Annotated in this window: 17 protein-coding genes; 1 reads left to right on the plus strand and 16 read right to left on the minus strand. The window is 64.1% G+C overall.

The features are described from left to right. Positions 1-9: 9 nt before the first annotated feature. From AC1DYC_RS28670 to tssA, 16 genes are read right to left on the minus strand one after another with little or no spacing between them, the layout of a single operon-like run. The gene (locus tag AC1DYC_RS28670) at positions 10-1,041 is read right to left on the minus strand and encodes a PAAR-like domain-containing protein (protein ID WP_477411058.1); all 1,032 of its coding nucleotides are present in this window, start codon (positions 1,039-1,041) and stop codon (positions 10-12) included. Continuing rightward, on the minus strand, positions 1,042-2,064 hold the full coding sequence (locus tag AC1DYC_RS28675) for a 3-oxoacyl-ACP synthase (protein ID WP_477411059.1): 1,023 nt from the start codon (positions 2,062-2,064) through the stop codon (positions 1,042-1,044). It lies immediately after the preceding gene. Continuing rightward, the gene (locus AC1DYC_RS28680; RefSeq protein ID WP_477411060.1) at positions 2,061-3,167 is read right to left on the minus strand and encodes a DUF2169 family type VI secretion system accessory protein; all 1,107 of its coding nucleotides are present in this window, start codon (positions 3,165-3,167) and stop codon (positions 2,061-2,063) included. Before AC1DYC_RS28680 ends, AC1DYC_RS28675 begins: the two co-directional genes overlap by 4 nt. Then, positions 3,167-3,709 carry a type VI secretion system-associated protein TagF gene (gene tagF / locus AC1DYC_RS28685; protein WP_477411061.1) on the minus strand — a complete coding sequence of 181 codons (543 nt, stop codon included), beginning with the start codon at positions 3,707-3,709 and terminating at the stop codon, positions 3,167-3,169. The genes AC1DYC_RS28680 and tagF overlap by 1 nt, the downstream gene beginning before the upstream one ends. Continuing rightward, a complete protein-coding gene (gene tssM / locus AC1DYC_RS28690; RefSeq protein ID WP_477411062.1) occupies positions 3,691-7,230 on the minus strand; it encodes a type VI secretion system membrane subunit TssM in 3,540 nt (1,179 codons plus the stop codon). Before tssM ends, tagF begins: the two co-directional genes overlap by 19 nt. A 1-nt stretch (position 7,231) precedes the next feature. Further along, complete coding sequence (gene icmH, locus AC1DYC_RS28695; protein ID WP_477411063.1) at positions 7,232-8,563, minus strand: type IVB secretion system protein IcmH/DotU; 1,332 nt, start codon at positions 8,561-8,563, stop codon at positions 7,232-7,234. A 4-nt stretch (positions 8,564-8,567) separates the two neighbouring features. Further along, positions 8,568-9,902, minus strand: a complete 1,335-nt coding sequence (tssK, locus tag AC1DYC_RS28700) for a type VI secretion system baseplate subunit TssK (RefSeq protein ID WP_477411064.1) — start codon at positions 9,900-9,902, stop codon at positions 8,568-8,570. Between the two features lie 58 nt (positions 9,903-9,960). Then, complete coding sequence (gene tssJ / locus AC1DYC_RS28705) at positions 9,961-10,413, minus strand: type VI secretion system lipoprotein TssJ (RefSeq protein ID WP_477343646.1); 453 nt, start codon at positions 10,411-10,413, stop codon at positions 9,961-9,963. A 3-nt stretch (positions 10,414-10,416) separates the two neighbouring features. Then, a complete protein-coding gene (gene tagH / locus AC1DYC_RS28710; protein WP_477411065.1) occupies positions 10,417-11,901 on the minus strand; it encodes a type VI secretion system-associated FHA domain protein TagH in 1,485 nt (494 codons plus the stop codon). Further along, entirely contained in the window at positions 11,898-12,941 is a 1,044-nt protein-coding gene (gene tssG / locus AC1DYC_RS28715; RefSeq protein ID WP_477411066.1) for a type VI secretion system baseplate subunit TssG, read from the minus strand. The genes tagH and tssG overlap by 4 nt, the downstream gene beginning before the upstream one ends. Continuing rightward, positions 12,905-14,779, minus strand: a complete 1,875-nt coding sequence (gene tssF / locus AC1DYC_RS28720; RefSeq protein WP_477411067.1) for a type VI secretion system baseplate subunit TssF — start codon at positions 14,777-14,779, stop codon at positions 12,905-12,907. The genes tssG and tssF overlap by 37 nt, the downstream gene beginning before the upstream one ends. Before the next feature lies 1 nt (position 14,780). Continuing rightward, positions 14,781-15,536: a type VI secretion system baseplate subunit TssE gene (gene tssE, locus AC1DYC_RS28725; RefSeq protein ID WP_477411177.1), complete on the minus strand. Its 756-nt coding sequence runs from the start codon at positions 15,534-15,536 to the stop codon at positions 14,781-14,783. Then, positions 15,523-15,972 carry an Hcp family type VI secretion system effector gene (locus tag AC1DYC_RS28730; protein ID WP_023673716.1) on the minus strand — a complete coding sequence of 150 codons (450 nt, stop codon included), beginning with the start codon at positions 15,970-15,972 and terminating at the stop codon, positions 15,523-15,525. The genes tssE and AC1DYC_RS28730 overlap by 14 nt, the downstream gene beginning before the upstream one ends. Positions 15,973-16,026: 54 nt before the next feature. Beyond that, the gene (gene tssC, locus AC1DYC_RS28735; RefSeq protein WP_352589033.1) at positions 16,027-17,535 is read right to left on the minus strand and encodes a type VI secretion system contractile sheath large subunit; all 1,509 of its coding nucleotides are present in this window, start codon (positions 17,533-17,535) and stop codon (positions 16,027-16,029) included. 3 nt (positions 17,536-17,538) lie between these two features. After that, the gene (gene tssB, locus AC1DYC_RS28740; protein ID WP_352589029.1) at positions 17,539-18,075 is read right to left on the minus strand and encodes a type VI secretion system contractile sheath small subunit; all 537 of its coding nucleotides are present in this window, start codon (positions 18,073-18,075) and stop codon (positions 17,539-17,541) included. Between the two features lie 6 nt (positions 18,076-18,081). Beyond that, positions 18,082-19,260: a type VI secretion system protein TssA gene (gene tssA, locus AC1DYC_RS28745; RefSeq protein ID WP_477411068.1), complete on the minus strand. Its 1,179-nt coding sequence runs from the start codon at positions 19,258-19,260 to the stop codon at positions 18,082-18,084. A gap of 325 nt (positions 19,261-19,585) precedes the next feature. Here tssA and tssH point away from each other — a divergent pair, with 325 nt between their 5' ends. Next, positions 19,586-22,399 (plus strand): type VI secretion system ATPase TssH, encoded by a 2,814-nt coding sequence (tssH, locus tag AC1DYC_RS28750; RefSeq protein ID WP_477411178.1) that lies wholly within the window; start codon positions 19,586-19,588, stop codon positions 22,397-22,399. Positions 22,400-22,405: the final 6 nt, after the last annotated feature.

Below are 22,405 nucleotides of genomic sequence, written 5' to 3' on the forward strand. Positions count from 1 at the left end.
CGCTCCGCTCTACGACGGGACGGCACTGATGTTGGCGTTACCGCCGCTACCTGTAGCGAAAGATGTCGCGGTCGGAGCGCTGGTCTCAGGCCCGCCAACCTCCGTACTATCCGTGCAGCCCATTTGTTTCTTGTAGTAGGAATCGAGCACGATCTTGATGCATTCGGCCTGTGCGTCCGTCAAATTGGCCGCCTTCTTCACGGATTTGACGCCTGCAGCTCTCGCCTGACTGTACTTCCATTTCCCGCCCTTGGCCTTGACATTCGCCTTCTTTGCCTCCGCCCGCGTAACGTCATGTGCCACCTTGTGCTGCTCACCATGATCCATGTTGTCTTTCAGACAGATACAGGGTGCATCGTCTTCGTTGTAATTTCGGCCCGGATGGGGGCTTCCGGCCTGGAAGATATTCTTAAGTTTTTTCCAGACGCGGGCCGCCATCTTTTTTGCCGACTTAAAGGATTTCTTGGTTGAGGCGCGCGCACCTGCTCGTACGAAAGCACAATTGTCTATAATATGGTGCGGTTCATAGCCTTTGGCACACTTGTTCGGCTTGTACATGAATAGGTAATCTTCGTACAATTTCTGACAAGTCGGAGTCCATCCGGGGTTTAGCTTGCATACATGCAGCCAAGGTGGTGTGTTGGCTATTGTCGATCCGTGGTTGTTCGTTGCAAGATCGGTAAATCTTATTGCAGGCTCTCCATCTGCTTTCACATTTGGCGACCACGAGTTGAAGTATTCTTTGCCGGTATTATTGGAAGTTATCACCCCTTTTTTGGCGGCAGATCCGGCCTCTGTTCCAGATGTTTTGGTTAGGTCAGACTTGTTCTTTATGTTTATCGTCTTACCGCCAATTTTCACGGTCCCGGTACCATCCTCCGTATCGGAAGCAAATCCAAAACTAGGGTATGGGATCGGAACTCCGGGTGGAGTCGCTGGATTTTCCGGCGGGGTGAAGCAGACGTCGGGAAAAGCTGCGATTGTCTTTGCGTCAACCGCCTTGCCGGAAATCTCCAGTCCGTTTGCAAAGACGTTGGACATTTAGTTCGGCCTCGACGCCACTACGGCGGCGCCGCAGGCCCCTTCGTCGTTCGAAGCCTCGATGAGCACCGGATTGCCGGCAGCATATCCCTTCTTTGCCGCAGTAAAGGCCATTCCGATCATCGTGGGCACAACGGCGGCTCCGACATTTCCCATCGACTCGCCCGGGGACCAGAGGTCCTGAAATTCGATATGGCCCCTCGTCAGGCGGAGCGACGCCAGAGCCGTCTGCTTGAACCAGTATTGCTCGCCGATCAAATCCGATATTCGATAGCCAATTCCGATCATGTCGAAGAGTGATTCCTGCAGCGCAACGCCATATGCAGCAGTCATACCGTCTCCACGGAGTGGGAGATCCTCCTTGTTGTAAATGGCTGCGGGGTCGCGTGATAAGCCAAGCCCAAGCAACGTTAGCAGGCCCTTTCCAGGCTTCGTACATAGCACGGCCGCGGCGGCCTCTCCGGGGATGAATCCGTTTGGATTGAATTTGGTCATCAGCCGGCTCTGATTGAGATAGTGTCGGACCGTTCGCGAAGTGAGGTAACTGTCGACGCCCACGATCACGACGTTGGGCACTTGTCCTGAAGAGATCAGGCGACGAGCCTGCTCGAGCGCCACATGGCCCGAAGGTCGGCCGTAGCTGATAACGCGCGATTTTACGTGCGGAGCTATCTCAACGATCTCGGCGATTTTGGTCAAAAGCCTCGACGCGTCTCTAACTGGTTTTCCTAGGCGGTTGTCTTCGGCCAAACATAGAATGAGGGCTGTTTGCTCGCCAGCCGTATGCCCTTCGGCCAATGCTTCGGAGATTGCGCCGGCTGCCAGATGCGCAATTCTTCGCTCACCGATCCAGTCCCGCGGTAGCGGTATCGGCGCTCCGATCAAAGGTTCGCCGCGTGCTCCTGTGAAACGTGTCTCTTGAAAACCGTCGAGCCGTGCGCGCATCGCGGCGCAAGAAGCGGGCGCATCAAGCCCCACAGGGGTCACCATGCCAACCGAGGCTATGTCGATCTTGCCGTTCAAGCAGCGTCCTCCTCCTCGTCGTCTGGCGCTGCGCCATTTGCCCGAATGAAGATGCGACCGGTCTCGTGGGCATGAATCATCGATTCCGTTGGGGCGCCGACCCAGCACTCCGTGAAGTCGAGCACCGTTCGCTCGATTCGATGAGACAGGCGCCAGACTATCGAAAAGCGTCGTGCCTCGAGATCGAACAGTATGGTGTCGGGACTCACGTTCCCTTCGAAGGCAGTTAGCCTTCCTTTAAACAACCGCATCGGCAATGCCGTCTGCGGTAGGCGAAAGCTCAGCCGCCCCTCACGGGTCAGGTTCACCAACTGCACGTCCTCGCCACCTCTCGGCGCGTCGATCTGCTGATCAGGCGGCGCCATCTGGAAGTAGCGTTCGTCGAAATCCTGCGGCAGGAAAGGGAATATATTGTCGATCCAGTTCTGGTCATAAGTGCCGCCATATTCGATGCGCCCCGGCCAGCCGCGACCCATCGGCCCAAAACTCATCGGCTTGTAGTCGCCAAAAGGTGAGCGGATGTCCTCGCCGACAGCTTGCGTGTTCGGCAGCCGAAGGCCGGGAATGAGACGCTGGTTTTTGGCCCGCGACCAACCGGTTCCGACCGGGTTGTATCTGTAGCTGGCGGGAAGCTTGTCCTCCGGATCGAGCCTGTCGACACCACCCCAGGCGACGTCATAGGAGATCGGCAGTTTCAGGAAGGGCTGCGGCGACGTAGTAGTAAAGAGCGGACCGATGGAGCGCCATTCGCGGTGGCCAACGACCTCGAATAGTTTTGACCAATTGCCGACTTTGATACCGACCGGCACGCGCTCGGTTGGTCTGCCGTTTGGTGCATAGGCACAGCCATTGGCGACCACATCGCAACGCGGCTTGCGGAAGGCGAAATCGGTTTCCCATAGCGTGGCTGAGTAGCCTGGCTCGCCAGTCTGGGTATCGGCAAAGACGAGCGGCGCCTGCTCCGCGGATTTGCGTACCGGTTCGCCCGGCATCGCGGGAAAGTCGAACGTAGCTTTCACAACTACGACGACCCATTCATGGCCGGCCTTGTCCAAGCCCATGGTGAATTCGTGCTGATACCCCATCTGGTTCCATATCTGCATCAACTCGTCTCCCAACTGCCGGCAAGGATTGTCTCTAGCGTCGCTTGCGGCGCGTGCGGATCGATGTCGAAAATGTCGGAGTACCGGGTCCAGATCACCATGTCGGCGATCAGCTCCTCGCTCGGCTCCATGGATGGCACAGGCAGTCCGCCGAGCGCTGCCTCCAGTTCGTCGGGCGTCAGCTCGCCCCGCTGGGCGGCGGTGGCGGCCTCGTCGATCCCGGCAAACCAGGCTTCGGCATGGGTGAGCGTAACGGGGGCTCCAGGCAGTTGCGCGACGACGCTCAGTGGAAATTTCCGGCCAACCTTGTCTGCGCTTTGCAGGATGATGCCCGCAGACGCGCCGAAGGAATTCGGGCCCGCGAGAAACCGCAGCGCAGTGCCGGGGGCCCAGATGTCCTGGCCGAACAGTGGTACCAGATGCTGCGCCAGCCAGCGGTCCCACAGCCGCACGAACTCGCCCGTCAGCCGCCGCGTCACGAAATCGCCGGTGGCTGGCATTTTGCCGTAAAAGCCGGGCAGGATCATATCTGCGGCGGACATGAGAATTTCTTGAACATCTGGAGGTTGTAGGGATTTTCGACGCTCGCCGCCTTGAGTTTGAAGTCGGCGTACATGCCTTTCGTTCCCAGCCGCAGGCTGTAGACATCGGACAGCGAGGTGCCGGTGAAGCGGCCGCCGCGCAGCATCCTCAGCCACGCCCAGCTGCCGGTCTCGTTGAGCATGATCTCGGGCGAGCCGTCGATCGGCTGGAAGGCGAGCGAAATGACGCCCGTGCCGTCCTTGCCGGGCCATGTCATCGGCTGCGGCCGCGTCGCATTGTTGAAATAGACGAGGCTCTGGCCGTCGAGATTGAGGGTGACACGGGTGACGTTGGGCGACAGGTCCGTCGGCTCAAGCGTGAACGCCATCACCGGGCCCTGGCCGCCGGGAAAGAGATCGTCGCGGATGCGCCGCGCCTGCTCGAAGGCGGCAAGCGCGGACGGGTCGAGGCCGAAATCGGCGCGCCATTTCCACGGCTGCGCCGAGGTGTCGACATAGCTGATCAGATGGTCGTTGATGAAGGCGTCGATCATGCCTGCCGGCCCGAACAGGCGGGCGAAGTCGCGCACGTTGACGTCGACCGCGCTGTCGGGGCTGAACGGATAGCGGTCGTTGAGCGCAGCTTGGCAGAAGGGCAGGATGTCGGCACGCCAGATGGCGTTGAGCTCGGAGGCCACGGCCTTCTGCGTCAGGCCGCTGGTGTCGCCGGCAATGCCGCTCAGCCAGGTGTTGACCGGGTCGGGCAGTATCTGCGCCTGGCGGGCGACGGCGCCGGTCAGTTCAGCCAAGCCGCCCTGTTTCTTGATCGCGTCCTGCGGGTCGGGATTGGCGGTGACCGTCTGCAGCACATTGGACAGCGCTGTCAGTGCCACCACCGCGGCATCGAGCGCCGGTGGCTGGCCGTCGACCTCGGCAATCGTGCTCTTGAGCGGCTTGAAGTGCTCGGCCACCAGCGTGCCGGTCAGGTCCACTTCGCTGGCCGAGCCCGCGCGCGGCAACAGCTTGGCGCCGGTCTTGACGATCTTGCCCAGCTTGCCGAGCTTGCCCAAGAGTTTGGAGCCGCCCTTCGCCGCCGCCTTGTCGTCGGTCGCCGGCGCCTCGTCGGAACGGGTGAGGTCGACCTCCTGAACCACCGCCGTCAACAGCCGCTTCAGCGCGGAATCGGCACTCGACAGGTCCTTCAGATTCTCGCTGGCAATGTTGAGGTCGCTCAGCGGCGCCAGCCGCATGTCGCGCAGAAAACTGTCCCACTGCGCGATGTAGTCGTCGTAGTAGAGCTTGAGGATGTCTTCCGACAGCGCCGACACCGACGTTTCGGAATTCTCCGAGCAGCCGCCGGCAAACACCGCGCGATCGAGTGCCGCCTGGGCGGCGACATCCTCGACCCGGTCGAGGATCGCATCGTGGAAACCGTCATAGGTGAAGGCGCCTGATATGCCGACACGCAGCGTCTTGTCGGAGCGTCGCGAAAACACCTTGGCGCCGTTCGGGCCGGCGAAATTGGCGGGGATCCATTCCTTCAATCCGGCCACCGCCGGATCGGCCAGCAATTGCTTGTAGGCGCGCGCCGGCAGCGAAATCGTGCACACCGTCTTCAACGCTTCGGCGACCAGCGCCTGGTCGGGCGCGATGTAGCTGTCGTCGACCGCCATGCGGCGGATCGCAGCCAGCTGGTGTTCTTCAGCATCGGCGGTCGGGAAGGGGGCGGCCGGTGCGAACTCGGGCAGGTCGTTCACCCACCAATTCTGCACGAAATCCGAATCCATCTGCGACAGGCCGGTCATCATGCGGTAGGTCTTGAGCGCGCCCAGCATGAAATCCGGATCGCGGATCTGCCGCCACATCGTCGCTTCGAGCAGCGCCACCATGCGTGGCTCGAGAACGTTGCGCAAAGCGTGATCGTAGGTATCGGTCTGCGCCCGCATCAGCTCGGCGGAAGCCGATGGCCCGAGCAGATCCTGCGCCTTCTCGGGAGGCGCAGTCCTGGCATTGGCGACCTCGTCCATGGCGTTGAGAGCAACGTCCATCGCCGGCTGCTGCACCGAGGCGGGCGTTGTGGCGGTCGAGGTCAGCGGCGCCTGCAGCGCCTCGAACTGGCCAGCCTGCGCGGCAATCGCATTGCGGTTGTCATAGTAGGACCAGGTGAACAGCGAGCCGGCCAGGATGGCGGCGGCCGCGCAGGCGGCGGCGGCACCGCGCCAGATCCAGCTGCGGCGGCGCTGCGCCAGCGGATCGAACGTGCCGAGCCCGGCCTCCTTGAAGATCACTTCGGTCAGAAGATTCTTCAGGAAGAAGCTGCGCTTTTCAAAACGCTGCGCCGGCATCGAACGCCGCGCCGGCAGGCCGAAGGAAGAGGCGAGTGCGGCGGTCAGCCGGTCGATCGGCGCGCCCTCCTGGGTGGCCGAGGTCAGATAGAGGCCACGCAACCAGGCCGCCTCCTCGTAGCGGCTTTCGCCGAACATCGCTTCGACCAGCACCTGGATCGGCTCGGACAAGCTTTGCAGCTGCGCCGGAAAGCGGAAGATCTCGGCGCGCTCAGTGAGCTTGTCTTCGTCTTCCAGCCGCGGCACCAGTCGCTTTTCGAGCTCCCTCGACAGCGTCGAGATTTCACCCGCGATGGTCTTGGCGTCGACGCGCGCGTCGAGCGGGAAGGTCGTGCCCCACACCTGTTCGCGCGCCTGTGTCGACAGGCCGCCGAAGAAGGCCTCGAAGCCTCTGATCAGATCGGCCTTGGTCAGCATGAGATAGACCGGCAGACGGATCTCCAGCCGCTCCTCAAGCTCGGCCAGGCGCCTGCGGATTTTGCGACCATGCGCCTTGACGGCTTCGTCGCCTTCGGAAAGCGCATCGATCCCAAGCGCGACGATGACGCCGTTCAGCGCACGCCGGCCGCGATGCTTCTTCAACAGGTCGAGGAAGCCCAGCCATTCGGCGGCGTCGACGTCGGGCTGGCTTTCCTGCTGGACATAGCGTCCGGCCGTGTCGATCATCACCGCGTTTTCAGAGAAGAACCAGTCGCAGTTGCGCGTGCCGCCGATGCCTTGCAGATCGTCGGTCAGGTCGATCGGAAAGTTGAGGCCGGACTGGCGCAGAGCCGTCGTCTTGCCGGTGGCCGGCGGACCGACGATCACATACCACGGCATCTCGCGCAGGAATTTGCGGTTGCCGAGCTTGCGGCGCTTCAGCTCGACCATGACGTCCTGGAATTTGGCGCCGACGGCGGCGACGTTTTCCTCGCCGGGGCTGAGCCGCTTTTCCTCGACGGGTGCGGAAATCTCGGCGACGAACATGCGGTTGGCGCGGATCGCGCGGCGCTGCGCGACGATCAGCCAGATCAGCCAGAAGATCACCAGAAGCGCGATGATGACGATACGCACCGTCTCCGACGCCATCGGCACATAGTCGCCGACCCGCACGATCGGGCCGAACACCCAGATGATCAGCGACAGCAGCGCCAGCCCGATCAGCGTCCACAGGAAACGCGAGGTCAGGACCGCCCAGAGGAAGCGCAGGATGAACATGTCACAGCCTCTTCTCGACCAGCACTTCAACGCGGCGGTTGAGCGCACGGCCTTCCCGCGTGGAGTTGTCGGCCACCGGATCGCTTTCGGCGCGGCCTTCGGAAGATATGATCTCCTTCGGCACGCCGGCTTGTATCAGAAGCTCGGCTATGGTTTCGGCGCGCGCTTCCGACAGGCGCTGGTTGCTGGCAAGCGGGTTGGATCTTTGCAGGCGCACATTGTCGGTATGACCAACCACGGTGATCTTTCCGATCAGGTCCTTGTTGTCGAGGATCACCTTGGCGATGGACTCGATCAGGGGCTCATAGCCCTGGGTGAGTGTCGGGCGCGACGATTGGAAGAGTTCGGGACTGGAAGCCTGGATAACCAGCTTGGCCAGCGAGACGCTCTCCGTGCCGCTCAGCGCCTTGCTCGTTTCAGCCGGCGCTGCCTTCTGGAATTCCGGCAGCAGCGCGTAGTCGACGGCGACCGGCAGAGGTGGCGGAGCGTCGGCCTTGGGTGCCGCGCGCGTGACATCGGCCCGCGTCGGCGGCGGCAGCGCGCGCACCAGCGCCGAAAGCTCGACCGCCTGGCTGCTCAGCCCCATCGACAGGCCAATATGGATGGCGGTCGCGATCACCGCGGCGGCCACGGCCATCACCCAGATCGGCACGATGAAACGCTGCGGTTCGTCGGACGCGATCACGCCCTTCCAGTTGGGCGACAGTGGTGCGCCTTCGGCGTCGCTGTCGCGCAGGAAACGCGCTGCCGCCACGCGCACCGCATTGAGCGAGCGGTCGCCGGAGCGGCCGGGCACGCGATATTTGCCGCGGAAGCCGAGCGCCATGCAGTGATACTGCAGCTCCAGCATTTCGCGGTCGCGGTTGGGATGGCGCTCGAGATCTTCGAGGCGGGCAAAGAATTGCGCGCCGGCATCGACGTCGCCGCGCAGCATCACCACCAGCGGCTGGCGCGGCCAGGCGCTGGCGCCGCCCCACGGCGTGTTCAGCGCGAGGTCATCGAGCAGCGCCGCCACCAGCCATGCCGCCTGGTCGGCGCGTTCGAGCGACGAGCCTTGCGCCATGGTGGCGTCGCGGCAGCGCACGAGTTCGTCGAGCAGCCTCGTGCGCAGCGCTTCCGGATTTTCGGGCGGCAGCGCGTTTTCCAGTTCGGGCGCAAATTCGAGCAGCGGCGAGAAAGCGTTGACGAGTGCGTTCGGATGGGCGCGCGAGGAACGCTTGGCTGTGACGCCCGACGCCGGCAGGGGCATGGCGCGCGGCGTCGGCGCTCCGCTCAGACGGATGCGCGTGCGCTCCCGATCCTCGGACAGTCCGAATGGATCGTCCCTGCTCATCATCTCACCTGTTGACCGAGTAGCAGTCGACCTGCGGTTCGCTGGGCAGCACGCCCGAAACGCCGATCACAAAACCGGGCGCTTCTAGCAGCGAGGCCCAGTGCTCGCTTTTCTGGTCGAGCTCAAGACACAGCCGATCACCATCATAGGGAATTTCACGCGGCTGCGAATGCAGCGGCTTCAGCGGAATGCCGGGCAGGCGGGACTTCCACAGCCCTTCGAATTCGCTGGCCGAGCCGACGGTCGCCTGATTGACGAAAATCTTGCGCAAGGCATCCTCCGACAGTTCGGAGCCGATCCGCACCACGATCCGGCTCGCCACCAGAAGCTTTGGGTTGTCGATGCGGATCTTCCACACATTGGTGGCATGCCGCATGACCGGCAGCGCGCGCGATTTCGGCTCGATGTAGCGCAGGCTGAGGATCAGCGAGCGCAGCGCGTCGGCCAGCGCCGAATAGGCCGGGCCCGGCGCCATGTGGTCGTAAACAGGCAGTTCGCCCAAGCGCCGTGCGCTCGAGCCGTAGGTCGCCATCGAGCCGGCGAGGCCGACCAGTTCCATATAGACCTCGGCCGGATGGAAAACGTCCTGCGCCAGCATGTGCGCCAGCCGTGGCCGGGCAGCGTTGACCAAATTGAGGATCAGAAGATCCTCGACGCTGCGGCCCGGGCCGCCCAGCACCATCTTGCCATGCGCTTCGGCGATCTGGTCGAGGCCGGTGACGACCTCCTGCAGCAGGCGGCTGTACCAGGAGGCCGCGCCGATGACCAAGGTCGGCGGCAGGAACGTGTCGTCGAGCGCCACGCCGCCATCGGCGCGCACCCCCTTGAGTTCGGCCACCGGCAGGGCGGTGTAACCGCCGACCGCCGTGCCCGGCGCCAGCAACAGCGCCTGCGGCCGCGCGATCTCGATTTCTTCGGGGTCGGAGCCGCCATGCACGGCGTCGCGCACCGACACGATCCGGCCGCGATAGCGCGCGCCGGACGGCTCGGCGTGCGCCGGGTCGAAACCGACGCCGCCGGGCGGTTCGAGCGGCAGCGCGATCAGCACCGGTCCTGCGCCCATCTCCGGCGTCACCGCCAGCGGCCGCGGCGCATCCATCGTCTCGGGGATCGAAAACGGCGTCCCGTCGGGAAAGATACCACGCGCCGAAAGCACCGAGATCTGGCCGGCATCGAGTTGTGCCTGATCGAGCGTCAGCGTTCGAAAGCCGAACGTATGCAGATGCCCGGCCTGCAAGGCGCCGCGCACCGTCGCCTCGAAGAAGCGGTCCTGTTGCTGGAAATGCTGGGTGCGAAGAAACAACCCCTCCGACCACAGCACCCTGTTTGCATCGCTCATGCCGGCACTCTCTGCTTCCTGCTCATCACCCTGGCGCGGCTTTGCGGAATTGCCTCCGCTAGGCGGAAATGCCGCCGCTGCCGAGCTTCACATTGACGGTGAACTTCGATCCCGGCGACACCGACTTGGTCGTGCGCCAGTTGCGTCCGGTGGGTTCCCTGATCAGCGCGACGAAGCCGAGTGCGGCCACTTCCGGTTCGACCGTGATCGTCTTCGACGCGGTCTTGCCCGGCCCGACCGAAATCGTGTCGGAGCCAATCAGATCGCCGCCAAGTGCCGCGCCGGCACCGCCCTGCAGGGCGAAATAGTCGGCCGAATTGAAGGCGCCGGTGCTCTTCAGGCGCAGGATCATGACGGTCACCGGCCTGTCGCCGCCGCCCGGTCCCGGATTCATGCCGGCGTCGCCGGCAAGATTGACCGTTATGACGGAGGGTTTCGGCGGGCCGCTCTGGCAAGCCGTCAGCAATCCTGTCGCGCCCAAGGCAAGAATGAATTCGCGTCTGTCGATCATGTCCTAGTCCTCCTCATATGCGTCCCTAAAATCAGCGCCGATCTCGCCCAGAAAACGCGTCTCCGCGCTGTGAGCGATTTCACGGTGGCGTTTCTGGTACAGTTCCCAGAGTTTTGCGCCGCGTCCGCCGGTCAGCAGATTGCCGATCGCCGAACTCGACTTCAGTTCCTGTTCGATCGCCGCCGGATCGAAGCGGTCGATCATGCGTTTCAGCGCGCCCTGCACGCCGCGCCAGGCGCGAACGTGATGCTGCGCCAGATCGCGCACCGCATCCCTGATCGCCGCGTCGGCGCCGAGGAAGCCGGGGCTGCGCTCGGCCAGGATGGTCACCAGCGCATCGTCGATCGACGGCAGAAATTTGAGCGGGTTGACCTCGGATGCGCCGACCACGGTCTGCGCCACGCGGGCGTTGCCCTTTTCCTCGGCGCGCTTGCGCAAAAGCTGCATCAGCCCTTCCATCATCAGCCGGTATTCGCGGCCGAATTTCTCCATATCGGCCACCGGATCGCGGCCGGGAAAATCGGCCTCGTCCATGCCCATGCCGCGCAGGAAAGCAGCCCGCAATTCCGTGTCCGACTGTCCGGCCGTCGGCCGCGCTGCGGCTTGCCGGACAGAAGCGCGCGGCGGCGGTGGAGACGGAGCTGGCGGCGGCTGCCGCGGCGATGGCTCAGCCGCGCGGACCGGCAGGTCCCAGGGCGCAGGAGAGGGGGCAGGCGAGGGCGCTTCGCTTGCGCCGCCATTCGTTGCGCCGGCGTCGAGGCTGGTGGACTCGGCAGGGCCAAAACCGAACCCGTCATCGAAGGCCGGCGGCTGCTCGGAACTGGATCTGCTCGGCTCTCTCGACAGCGGCGTGGAGTCGAGGCCGAAGGGATCGTCGAACGATGGCTTGGCGCCGTTTCTGTCATTGGGCTCGGGCGCCGGCGTCGCCACGGGGTCGAGGCTGAACGGATCGTCGAACGCCTGCGAACTGCGTTCGTTGGACTGCGCACGTGCGAATGCGCCCGGCACCGGCTTCTCGAACGGATCGGGCAGATCGGCGGGTCGCGGCCGTCCCGGCTCTTCTTGCGTCGTGGACGAAAAGAAATCGTCGCCGCCGAGGCTGACCGGCGCCCGCGACGCCGCCGGATTGCTGGCGGGCGCCGAGGGTCTATGGGCCGGCGCTTCGGTTTTCGCCGTCTGCAGATCGACCCACACCACATAGTCGCCCAGCCGCAGCCGCATGCCGCTTTGCAGGCGCGCGGTATTTCCCGCGCCGAGCGGGCTGGCGGCATCGTCGATGAACAACCCGCTGCTGGAGGTGTCGGTGACGAAATAGCCGCCCTGCTTGGTGGTGATCTTGCAGTGGGCGCGCGAGACGAACATGTCGGGATCGTTGATCTGCCAGTCGGCGTCCGCGCTGCGACCGATCACCAGCTCACCCTCGTCCAGCCGCGCCTGCCGCGTGACTTGCGCGCGTGGTCCCTGTTCGAGCGTCAGCAGCAGGCTCATGCCGCCACCTCTTCCCGCCAGCCGACTATGGTCCGCAGCCGCATGTCGTCGGCATCTCCCTTTTCGACGGGCCGTTTCAGCCAGGTGGTGCGGGCAAGCTGGACGGTTCCGAGCTTCGCCGGTGGCACTGCCTTTGCCGCAAGAACGATCCTCAGATCGACATCGATGGTTTCGCCGATCAGGTCGCGCACCGCCTGCTTCAACAGCTTCAGCCGCTCGCCGCCCGGCAGGAAGGCCTTGTAATCCTTGTAGCTCAGCGCGCCGATGCGCAGCTCGATGCGGCTCTGTCGGCTGAACGAGCGCGGGCCGATGGTGGCGCTGCGGCCGAGCGTGGCATAGCTGCCGGCAAGCCGCGTCTGCAGCGCCTTGGGGATGGTCATCCAGGCGGCGACAAACTCCTTCAGCACCACCGGCACCTTGAAGGCTTCTGCCAGGAACAGGGTCAGCCGCTCGGGGCCGTCGACCTGGCTGGCGAGCGAGGCGGCCTGGCGAAGTTTTACTGCATCGAGTTCGGCATCCTGCGTGCCCGGCAGCCCGATGCCGGCCATTGCCTCCAGCATGGAACGGACGCGGCCGCCGACCCCGCGTTCGACCTGCACCGCCGGATGCGCATCCGCCCAGGCGCGGTAGTAGAGCGCGATCATCCGGTGCTGCAGGATGTTGACGAAATCGACGAAGGTCGTGTCGCTCGTCTGCCGTGCCTCGGCACCGGCATACCAGCGTTGCGACAGGCGATCGAGCACCCAGCGCGTCAGATGCAGCGGCATCGGCCCTTCGGGCCCGAGCAGGCCGAGATTGTTGACCGTAACGCGCGCCGGCGACGTGTCCGTCGGCTCGCGGAAATCCACCACATCCTGCACCGCGAAGGACAGCCGCACATTCTGTCCGAGCCTTGCCGGCTCGCGGTCCGGCCGACCGGAATGGCCGAACAGGCCGCCTTGCCGTTCCAGCCGGCGCAGCAGTTCGAAGAAGTCGAAACTCTCGGACAGGGTCGCGGCTCGCTCTAGATCAGGTAGCGATTGCCGGGCGTCATCGGCCATGGCACATCCTCCTGTTTCTGGAGCAACCGCGTGCGCGTGCGCACGAACCCGTTTATCCCGGCATGGCGGGCGAACAGCCGCGACAGCAGGCCCGACAGCAGCAAGGTGCTTTGTCCTGCCAGCACCGACTGGTCGACATGCAGGGTCACTTCCGTGCCGCGGCCGAAACACATCGGTCCGTCGATCGCCAGCCGCTCGATCACCGCGCGCGAGTCGATGCGCACGATCGAGCGCACATTGCGGGCAAGCCCGGGATCGCCGCGTTCGGCGTAGAGATCGAGCAGCGCGTGCAGCGGATCGACGCCGCGGCCTTCCTTGGCCAGGCTGAGGAAGTTGAGCGCCAGCTGTGACACCAGCCGCCAGGCGAGATCATCGGCGCGCGACTCGCCGTCGGCGCCGGCCGGCAGCGCCGCGGGGATGGCCGGCTGCGGCGAACGCAATGCGCCGAGCAGCCGCACCGTCTCCACCGGGTCGCCGGCTTCCAGCGTCAGGTTAGGCGTGTCGTCGAGGATGGCCAGGTCGCGGTTGGTGCACAGCGCCACGATGTCGACGCGCTTCAGCGGCCGGTTGGCTTGACTGTGGACCGGGCGCGAGATCGCCAGGAAGACGTCGTCGCCGGCATAGGAGGTGCGCGTCACGCCCTGGCTGCGCTCGTCCTCGGTCGGCCGGCGCGGCCGCCGCTCGGTCGAATAGACCCAGCCGCTGCCACGGTTTTGTCCAAGGCTGAAGAGCTCCGGTATGTCCGCATCGGGACCTTCGGCGTCAGCATCTTCGACGCGGATCACGCGGTAGATCTCAAAATCGCGCGCGCGCGTGCGGTCGGCGTGCAGCACCTGGCGCGTCTTGCGGTGATCGAGCTCGATGACGTTGCACTCGCGCTCGAAGAGATTGATGATCGGCGTCGCGAAAAGTTCGAAATCCGCCGGCGACAGATCGGCGAGCTCGGGCACCGGGCGCCTGAACAGGAAGATGATCTCAAGCCCCGCCTGGCATTTGCGCACCACCGGCTGCAAGCCGGTTACGCGCGCATAATGGAAGCGCTCGGGCATCATGAAATATTCGCGCAACAGGCGGTAACCTTCGAAGGTCGGCCGCGTGCGCGGCATCATCGCCTCGGCATCGGCGATGCCAACCATCTCCGGCGCCGGCAGGGGCGACAGCGGATTGGTCTTGCCTTCAGGTCTTGCGCCGACGCCAGAGCAGACGCCGAAGATCGCGTCGAACGTCAGCGGCGCCTTGGTGCGGTTGGCGAAGTAGAGGTCAAGCCGGTCGAGCGCCAGTTCGCTCAGTTTGACCTTTCCGGTCGGGGCAAGCGTGATGCGAAGTGCGGCTTCGCCGCCCTTGCCACCGATCGGGCCAATGCCGGCGGCGGCCAATGCGCTGCGATCCTGGAAATAGCCGACCGAACTGATTGCGATCGGAAACAGCGTCATGTCCTGCGCCGTGGTGAATGTGCAGCGTGTCGACAGGCCGGCCTGCAGGCTGGAGACCAGCCGCGTGCCGCGCTTGACGACATGGCCGGCAAGCATGGTCTGCACCTGCTGGCCGGGCTTCAGCACCACCATGGCGGTTGCCGGCGCCGGCGTGACGAGATCGGGATAAAGCACGTCGAGGATGGCGCGCGAGAACCGCGAGCGTTCGGCATCCACCTTCAGCCGCGTGCGCGCGGCGAGAAAGGCGACGCCGTCGAGCAGCCGCTCGACATAGGGATCGGGACACGGCACCGTATCCAGCGACAGATTGCGCGCGACGGCCGGATGCATGTCGGCGAACTCCGCCGCCAGCCCGCGTATGTGGGACAGTTCTTCCTCGTAATATTCTACGAAGACCCGGTCCATCTCAGGCTTCCCTGAACTCGGTGCGCGCCACGCCGTTGTCGAGATTGATCGTCGTGCGCAGGCGCATGCGTTCAGGCGTCGGCGTCATGATCAGCACCGCGTCGATCTCGATCTTCAGGCCGGTCTTGTCGCCAAGATTGACCGTGACCTTCGTCGCGCTCTCCTTCAGCCGAGGCTCGAAGGTGGCGAGCACCGCGCGAATCTCACGCGCCAGCACATCGCGGTCGAAGTCGCGCGACGAACGGCCCGAGAAGGACGGCACGCCATAATTGACGACGCTGCGGCGCACCTCCGGAAAGTCGTCCAGCGCTGTCGGGCTGTCGATCATCTGCTCGGCTTCGAGATCGGAAAGCATGGGCGTCGATTCGAAGCGTTCGGTGTTGAACAACGCCTCGATGTCGCGCCGCACGGCCTCGCGCAGCACGTCGGGCGACACCACGATGCCGCGGCTTTCGAGCTCGCCGCGATGCCGGTTCTGAAACGCCAGCCTGTGCAGCCGGCGTTTCTGATCGGGGTTCAATGCGTCGTCGGCGTCGATCCGCCTCGGACCGTCCGCCAGCAGCTCGTCCAGGCGCTCGTCGCCGAGTTCGTCATGCAGAGCCTGCCTGAGCCCGTCTATCTCGGAACTCAGGCCGGGCAAATCGTTGACGAGGCGGTCCCAGAGCGAAGGCTGTACTGCCTCGCGCTTGGCCCGTGAACCGCCCGCCGTTGCCTTGTCCGCGGCAGGGCGTTTTGCACGCCCCTCACTTGCCGACATAGACATCCATTTCGGCTTCGTCATTGTCGTCATAGACGAACTTGATCTTCTTGTAGGCGAAGGAGACCTCCTCCTGGATCAGGTCGGCTTCATCATCGGCCTGCGACATGTCGTATTCCATGATCGAGGCGTCGGTCAGGGTGACGACCAGATAGTCCTTGCTCTCGCCGTCGATGGTCCGCCGTGCGGAGAACTTGACCTCGTCCAGCGCCTTGTTCTCGAACAGGGCCTTGGCCAGATAGGGCGAGGCCTTGTCATAGTGCTTGGTGAACTTGATCATGCCCATCGACACGCGGCCGCGGCGCGAGAGCGAATTGGGGTCATAGGGCGCGACCATCTTGTAGTCGACGCCATGGATCTCGATCTCGTCGTCGTGGCCGTCGCGCGTGCTGGGGCCCTTGATATCCGGAACTTTCAAAAAACCGTCGATCTTCATTGTGGGCATTTTCGTTCTCCACCGCTTTCAACAAAACAAGGTTGGTTGCTGCAATCAGGTCTTCACGGACGGCAATTCCGACACCAGCCGGAGCGAGGCGTTGATGCCTTCCAGCTGATAGTGCGGGCGCAGATAGAAGCGGGCGTTGTAGTAGCCCGGCCGGCCCTCCACGCTGTCGACCTGCACCTCGGCGGCGGCAAGCGGACGCTTGGCGCGCGCCTTGTCGTCGGCAAAGGCCGGGTTGGCCAGCACGTACCGGTTGATCCATTCGGTCAACCAGATCTGCATGTCGGAGCGTTCCTTGAACGAGCCGATCTTGTCGCGCGCAATCGCCTTGAGGTAATGCGCGAAACGGGAAACCGGGAACAGATACGGCAGGTTGGCGGAGAGCCGTTCGTTGGACTGGGCGTCGGGATCGACCAGGCGTCCGGCGCGCGTCTCGTCGTCCTGCAGCGAGTGGGCGCCGATGAAGGCGGCCAGATCGGTGTTCTTGCGATGCAGGATCGGCATCAGGCCGAGTTTGGCCAGTTCCGCCTCGCGCCGGTCATCGATGGCGACCTCGGTCGGGCATTTCATCGCGATCGAGCCGTCGTCCGTCGGGAAAGCGTGCACCGGCAGGTTGAGCACCGTGCCGCCATTCTCGACGCCGCGGATCTGCGTGCCCCAGCCATAGAGCTTGTGGCTGCGGTTGATGTTGACGCCCATCGGGAAGGCGGCGTTCATCCAGACATATTTGTTGTGGTCACCCTGCACCTCCTCCTCGAAGGAGAAGCCCTTGACCGGAACGGTCTCGGACCCGTAGGGCAGACGCGCCAGCACGCGCGGCATGGTCAGCCCGATATAGCGGGCGTCCTCGCTCTCGCGCAGCGACTGCCACGAAGCATAGGCCGGATTGCTCACGATCATCTGCAGGTCCTGCGGATTGGGCAGTTCCTGCCAGCTGTCCATGCGGAACAGCCGCGGCGAGGCGGCGGCGATGAACGGCGTGTGCGCCGAGGCGCAGATGCCGGAGATGTTGCGCAGCAGGCCGACGTCGCGCGGATGGTTCGAAAACTCGTAAGCGCCAACGATGCAACCGATCGGCTCGCCGCCGAGCATCGAATACTCGTCCGTGTAGACTTTCTTGAAGATCGGGCTCTGGTCCCACATCTGGCCTTCATAGTCTTCAAGCGTGTCGGCCAGTTGCTCCTTGGAGATGTTCATCACCCGGATCTTGAGATGCTTGGCATCCGTCTCGGTGTTGTTGATGAGATACCAAAGGCCGCGCCATGTGCCTTCCATCTCCCGCACTTCCGGTGCGTGCAGGATTTCGTTGACCTGCGTCGTCAGCATCTTGTCGATGCCGGCGATCAGCGACTTGATCGACTTGATCGAATTCGACGAAATCGTCGTCGTCTCCGAGCGCGACTGCGCCGCCAGCGCCAGGTTGCGCACAAGCTGCTGCAGCTTCTCGCTGTCGTCCTTCTTGACCTTGAAGTCCTTTTCCAGCAGCTGGCTGAACTCGCCGAGATCGACGGCCTCGGCCTCGGCGACGGATGCTGCGGTCTTTTGCTGTTCGGCCATGATTTATTCCTCACCCTTGTCGTCGGACAGCGCCTGGGCAGCGATCTGGCCAAGCAGCGGCTGATTGTTCAGCAGCTGCGCGATGCGCTTTTCGGCATCGACGCGACCGTCCATGAAGCCGAGCAGTTCCTCGAGCTGGCGCCGCATCTTGAGGATCTCGGCCAGTTGCGGCACCTGTTCAGCGATCTTGTCAGGGGCGAAATCGCCCATCTTGGTGAAGGTCAGGTCGAGTGCGAGCTCTTCGTCGCGCTCCTGGCCTTCGGCCTGCGGCAGCGTGTTCTTCACCCGCGCCTTGACCCTGGGCCCCATTGCTTCCATGAATTTGGGGAAGCGGTTGGCATCGGTCTCGACAAAGGAACGGTCGAGCACCGTCTTTGCCGCCTCCCGGGTCTGCGATGCGCCCGACAGGTCGGCCATCACGCCCATGACGAACGGCAGTTCGATCGTCGTCGGGCTGCCGTAGGTTTCGACATCGTAGGCGATCTGCACGCGCGGAGCGCGATTTCGCTCGATGACCTTCGCTTTGCTTTCGGCTGGCATGTGTTGCTACCTTTCATCCTTTTGGGCAGTCTTCTTGGCGTCGGGAACGCCGGCGAGCAGCCGGAATTCCTTCAGCCCCGACGGGGCGAGATCTTCCATCAGTTCAACAAAATCCATGTGCACCATCCGGCGTACCCGGCGGGCGAGATGCGGGATCGGACTCGACGGCTCGGTGCGGTCGTAGAAGGCCACCACAAGGTCGAGGCACTTCACCACATCGTCGCGCGAGGAAATCCTGTCGGGGAGCCCCGCATTTGGCTCTGCGTAGCTTGCCATCGTCTCGGCTCCATGACCGTTTCTGGCCGGTATTGCCGGGCTTGCCGTGGCAGGCGCCGGACTGGCAGCGCCATTCGTCGTCGCCGCGGCCGTCGTTTCCACCGCCGTGTTGCGTTCCAGCGTCGTCAGCAAACGCTGCAGGAACCGCTTTAATTCCGGAACCGCCGCACCATTGCCTTCAAGCCGGGCGTTCAGCGCCGTGTCGACCGCGTCGAGCGCTCCGATCGCGCCGTGAGCATTGGCGATCAGTGCCGTCATCTGTTCACCGGCCTGATCCATCTGCGCCGCGCATCCGCTGCCCACCCGGTTCAGGAGCTGCCCATGCGCGCTGACCAGCGCTGCCTTTTCGGCGGCATTCAATCCCGACGCCGCTTCCTGAAGCATGACGCGATCGTCGAGCGCGCCCTGTTCCAGATCGCGTCCAGTGATCGGCCCCATGGGTCGTGGGGCGAAGAAAACCATCTGCCTGAGGTCAGCCAGCAGCCCGTCCTGGCTATTCTGCAGGTCGGCCAGCGCGTTGAGGCGGCGCAAGGCGGCGTCGCGCGGCTGACCGCCGGGCCGCAGCGCCGGGTGCATCGTCTCCCAATGCGCCTCGAAAGTCCGCGCGATCAGTGTCAGGCCCTGCGCCAGCCCGGCGAGCCCTTCTTCATTGGCGAGCGCCCGGGCGACGATGACAAGCAGGCGCAGGTCGCGGCCATGTGAACGCAATTCCTCGGCTTTGCCAAGAACGGCAGGCCAATCGACGGGAATCGTCGATTGCGCGGCAGGCTTGTTGCGCCCGTCATGGACAACCTTGACCTGCGGCTCGGTGAGGCGCTCGAGCTCGTGAAAGACCGGATCGTTGCGCAAGTCTTCGCCTGACGGATTTTCACCGTCCAACGGAGCAAGCCAGAGTGCGAGATCGATCACAGCTACCCCCAGCGACCGGCTCTAAAACCGTACGTGACCCAACGTTAGCACACGGTTGCACCCTACCACAATTCGGCAAACCGCTCAAAAGTTAACGGGCGCTACCGCGAGCCAGTGCAACTGCATCTCGAAGGGCGCAATCTATGGCCCGCTTGCCCGGCCCCGTATGTGAAGCGCATCGCATAGAATTTGAAAAATTCGTGGTTGTCTGCATTTGGTGGCGCGGGACTTTCCACAAAGGGAAGCGGCCGGCTGAATGACGCGCTTTGTCAAGCGGCTGCTTATGTGGCAGGCTGTCGACGGGCAGATTGCAGGAGCACGTTCGATGGAACAGCGCCGGTCGTCGCAGAGTGTCAAACGCAAGGAACTGGTCGACAAGCTGAACCCGACCAGCAAGCGGGCCTTCGGCGCAGCGGCCGCAGCGGCAAAGCTTCGCGGCAACCCTTATGTCGAACTTGTCCACTTCATCGAGCAACTGGTGCTTTCGGAACGCAGCGACGTTCAGATGATCCTTGCCGATGCCGATGTTGATATGGGCAAACTGGCCGGCGACATGAGCCGCGCGGTCGACAAGCTGCCCTATGGCGCCACCTCGATCGAGGAATTTTCCGATCATATCTTTCATGCCATCCAGGAAGCCTGGAGCTTGGCCGGGCTGCAGTTCAAGGCCGATGAGGTCCGCAGCGCGCATATTATCCTTGCCTGCCTGAAGACACCGGTGCTGGAGGGCCTGGTGTCGAAGATCAGCGCCGAGTTCGACAAGATCGACGCCGACGCGGTCATTGCCCGCTTTGCTGAAGTGGTGGAGGGCTCGCTTGAGGCCGGCGCCTCGGCTGCGGCTCCTCCCGCAGCCGAGGCGCCACGGCGGGCTCCGGGCGGGGATTCTGCGCTGGCCAAATACGCCACCGATCTGACTCAGCGTGCCCATGACGGCAAGATCGATCCGGTCGTCGGCCGCGATCCGGAGATACGGCAGATCATCGATATCCTGATGCGGCGCCGGCAGAACAACCCGATCCTGACCGGCGAGGCCGGCGTCGGCAAGACAGCGGTGGTCGAGGGCTTTGCCTTGCGCATCGCCCAGGGCGACGTACCGCCGCCGCTGCAAGGCGTCAGCGTGCGCATGCTCGATGTCGGTCTGATGCAGGCCGGCGCCAGCGTCAAGGGCGAGTTCGAAAAGCGCCTGAAGGCGGTCATCGACGAGGTTCAATCCTCCGAAAAGCCGATCATCCTGTTCATCGACGAGGCGCACACCTTGATCGGCGCCGGCGGTGCTGCCGGAACCGGCGACGCCGCCAATCTGCTCAAACCGGCGCTGGCGCGCGGCGAATTGCGCACCATCGCGGCAACCACTTGGGCCGAGTACAAGCAGCACATCGAAAAGGATCCGGCGCTCACCCGCCGTTTCCAGGTGGTCAAGATCGACGAGCCGTCGGAAGCGGTGGCCGTGCTGATGCTGCGCGGCGTTGCCGGCGTGCTCGAACAGCACCATGAGGTGCAGATCCTGGATGAGGCGATCGAGGCGGCGGTCGGCCTGTCGCATCGCTACATCCCGGCCCGGCAATTGCCGGACAAGGCGGTCAGCCTGCTCGACACCGCTTGCGCCAGGGTCGCGGTCTCGCAGCATGCGACGCCGGCCGAGGTCGAGGACATATTGCGCCGCCGCCAGGCGCTGGAGGTCGAAAGCGGCATCATCGGCCGAGAGGCAGCGATCGGCATCGAAGTGGCCGACCGGCAGGCGCGGGTCGACGCCGGGCTTGCCGAGACCGAGACCACGCTCGCCGCCGCCGAGGAGCGTTGGGAGCGCGAAAAGGCGCTGGTCGCCGAGATCCTCGAATTGCGGGCGCGGCTGCGCGGTGGCGGCGTGCCGCTCGATGAGGTGGCGACCGCTGAGGCCGATGCCGAAACGGCGGCGCCGGACGCGGAAAAGACCAAGGTGCCGAAGGCCGAGGCGCCAAAGGCTGAAACACCTAAGGCTGAAAAGCCCAAGGCCAAGGCGGCCAAAGCCAAGGGCGAGGCGCTTGCGGATACAGAGGCGGCGCCGTCAGATCCGGCAGCCGATCTTGCGCGGCTGCGTGAACTCATGGCCGAGCTTGCCACCGCGCAGGGCGAGACCCCGCTGATCCTGCCCTCCGTCGACCGCAATGCGGTGGCTGCCGTGGTTCAGGATTGGACCGGCATCCCGACGGGGAGAATGCTGTCCAGCCAGACCGAGAAGGCGCTCAAGCTGGCAACAACTTTGTCAGAACGCGTTGTCGGCCAGGACCACGCCATGGAGATGATCGCCAAGCGCGTGCAGACCAGCCGCGCCGGGCTCGGCGCGCCGGAAAAGCCGGTCGGTGTGTTCCTGCTCTGCGGCCCCTCGGGCGTTGGCAAGACGGAGACGGCGCTGGCGCTGGCCGAAACGCTCTATGGCGGCGAGCAGAACCTGATCTCGATCAACATGTCGGAGTTCCAGGAAGCGCACACCGTTTCGACGCTGAAGGGCGCACCGCCCGGTTATGTCGGCTACGGCAAGGGCGGCATCCTGACCGAGGCCGTGCGCAGAAAACCCTATTCGGTGATCCTGCTCGACGAGGTCGAGAAGGCGCATCCCGACGTCCACGAGATCTTCTTCCAGGTCTTCGACAAGGGCATGATGGACGACAGCGAGGGCCGGCGCATCGACTTCAAGAACACGCTGATCCTGCTGACGTCCAATGTCGGCTCTGAAGTGATCATGGAGCGCACCGGCAACGGCACGGTGAGGGCAGGGCTCGAGGGCCTCGACGCCGCCTTGCGGGCCCCGTTGCTGAAGGTCTTTCCAGCGGCCTTCCTAGGTCGCGTGGTGACCATCCCCTACTATCCGCTCTCGGATTCGATGATTGAGGCCATCACCCGCCATCAGTTCGGCAAGATCGCGCGGCGGCTGCGCGCCAGCCACGACGCCGAGCTGGTGATCGGCGACGGTGTCATGGCGCTGGTCAAGGCGCGCTGCACCGAAATCGAGTCCGGCGGCCGTATGATCGACGCCATCCTCACCAACACGCTGCTGCCCGAACTCAGCCGCGGCGTGCTGAACCGTTCGCTCGACGGCGAGAAGATGACCAAGGTGACGGTGAGCGCTTCCGCCGACGGGTTTGCCTATTCGTTCGAATAGGCCTGA

This window comes from Mesorhizobium sp. P2_E7 (assembly GCF_056403855.1).

Coding starts and splice junctions, on each gene's coding strand:
- AC1DYC_RS28670 (WP_477411058.1), bottom strand. CDS start 1,041: ATGTCCAACGTCTTTGCAAACGGACTGGAGATTTCCGGCAAGGCGGTT.
- AC1DYC_RS28680 (WP_477411060.1), bottom strand. CDS start 3,167: ATGCAGATATGGAACCAGATGGGGTATCAGCACGAATTCACCATGGGC.
- tagF (WP_477411061.1), bottom strand. CDS start 3,709: ATGTCCGCCGCAGATATGATCCTGCCCGGCTTTTACGGCAAAATGCCA.
- tssM (WP_477411062.1), bottom strand. CDS start 7,230: ATGTTCATCCTGCGCTTCCTCTGGGCGGTCCTGACCTCGCGTTTCCTG.
- icmH (WP_477411063.1), bottom strand. CDS start 8,563: ATGAGCAGGGACGATCCATTCGGACTGTCCGAGGATCGGGAGCGCACG.
- tssK (WP_477411064.1), bottom strand. CDS start 9,902: ATGAGCGATGCAAACAGGGTGCTGTGGTCGGAGGGGTTGTTTCTTCGC.
- tssJ (WP_477343646.1), bottom strand. CDS start 10,413: ATGATCGACAGACGCGAATTCATTCTTGCCTTGGGCGCGACAGGATTG.
- tagH (WP_477411065.1), bottom strand. CDS start 11,901: ATGAGCCTGCTGCTGACGCTCGAACAGGGACCACGCGCGCAAGTCACG.
- tssG (WP_477411066.1), bottom strand. CDS start 12,941: ATGGCCGATGACGCCCGGCAATCGCTACCTGATCTAGAGCGAGCCGCG.
- tssF (WP_477411067.1), bottom strand. CDS start 14,779: ATGGACCGGGTCTTCGTAGAATATTACGAGGAAGAACTGTCCCACATA.
- tssE (WP_477411177.1), bottom strand. CDS start 15,536: ATGTCGGCAAGTGAGGGGCGTGCAAAACGCCCTGCCGCGGACAAGGCA.
- AC1DYC_RS28730 (WP_023673716.1), bottom strand. CDS start 15,972: ATGAAGATCGACGGTTTTTTGAAAGTTCCGGATATCAAGGGCCCCAGC.
- tssC (WP_352589033.1), bottom strand. CDS start 17,535: ATGGCCGAACAGCAAAAGACCGCAGCATCCGTCGCCGAGGCCGAGGCC.
- tssB (WP_352589029.1), bottom strand. CDS start 18,075: ATGCCAGCCGAAAGCAAAGCGAAGGTCATCGAGCGAAATCGCGCTCCG.
- tssH (WP_477411178.1), top strand. CDS start 19,586: ATGGAACAGCGCCGGTCGTCGCAGAGTGTCAAACGCAAGGAACTGGTC.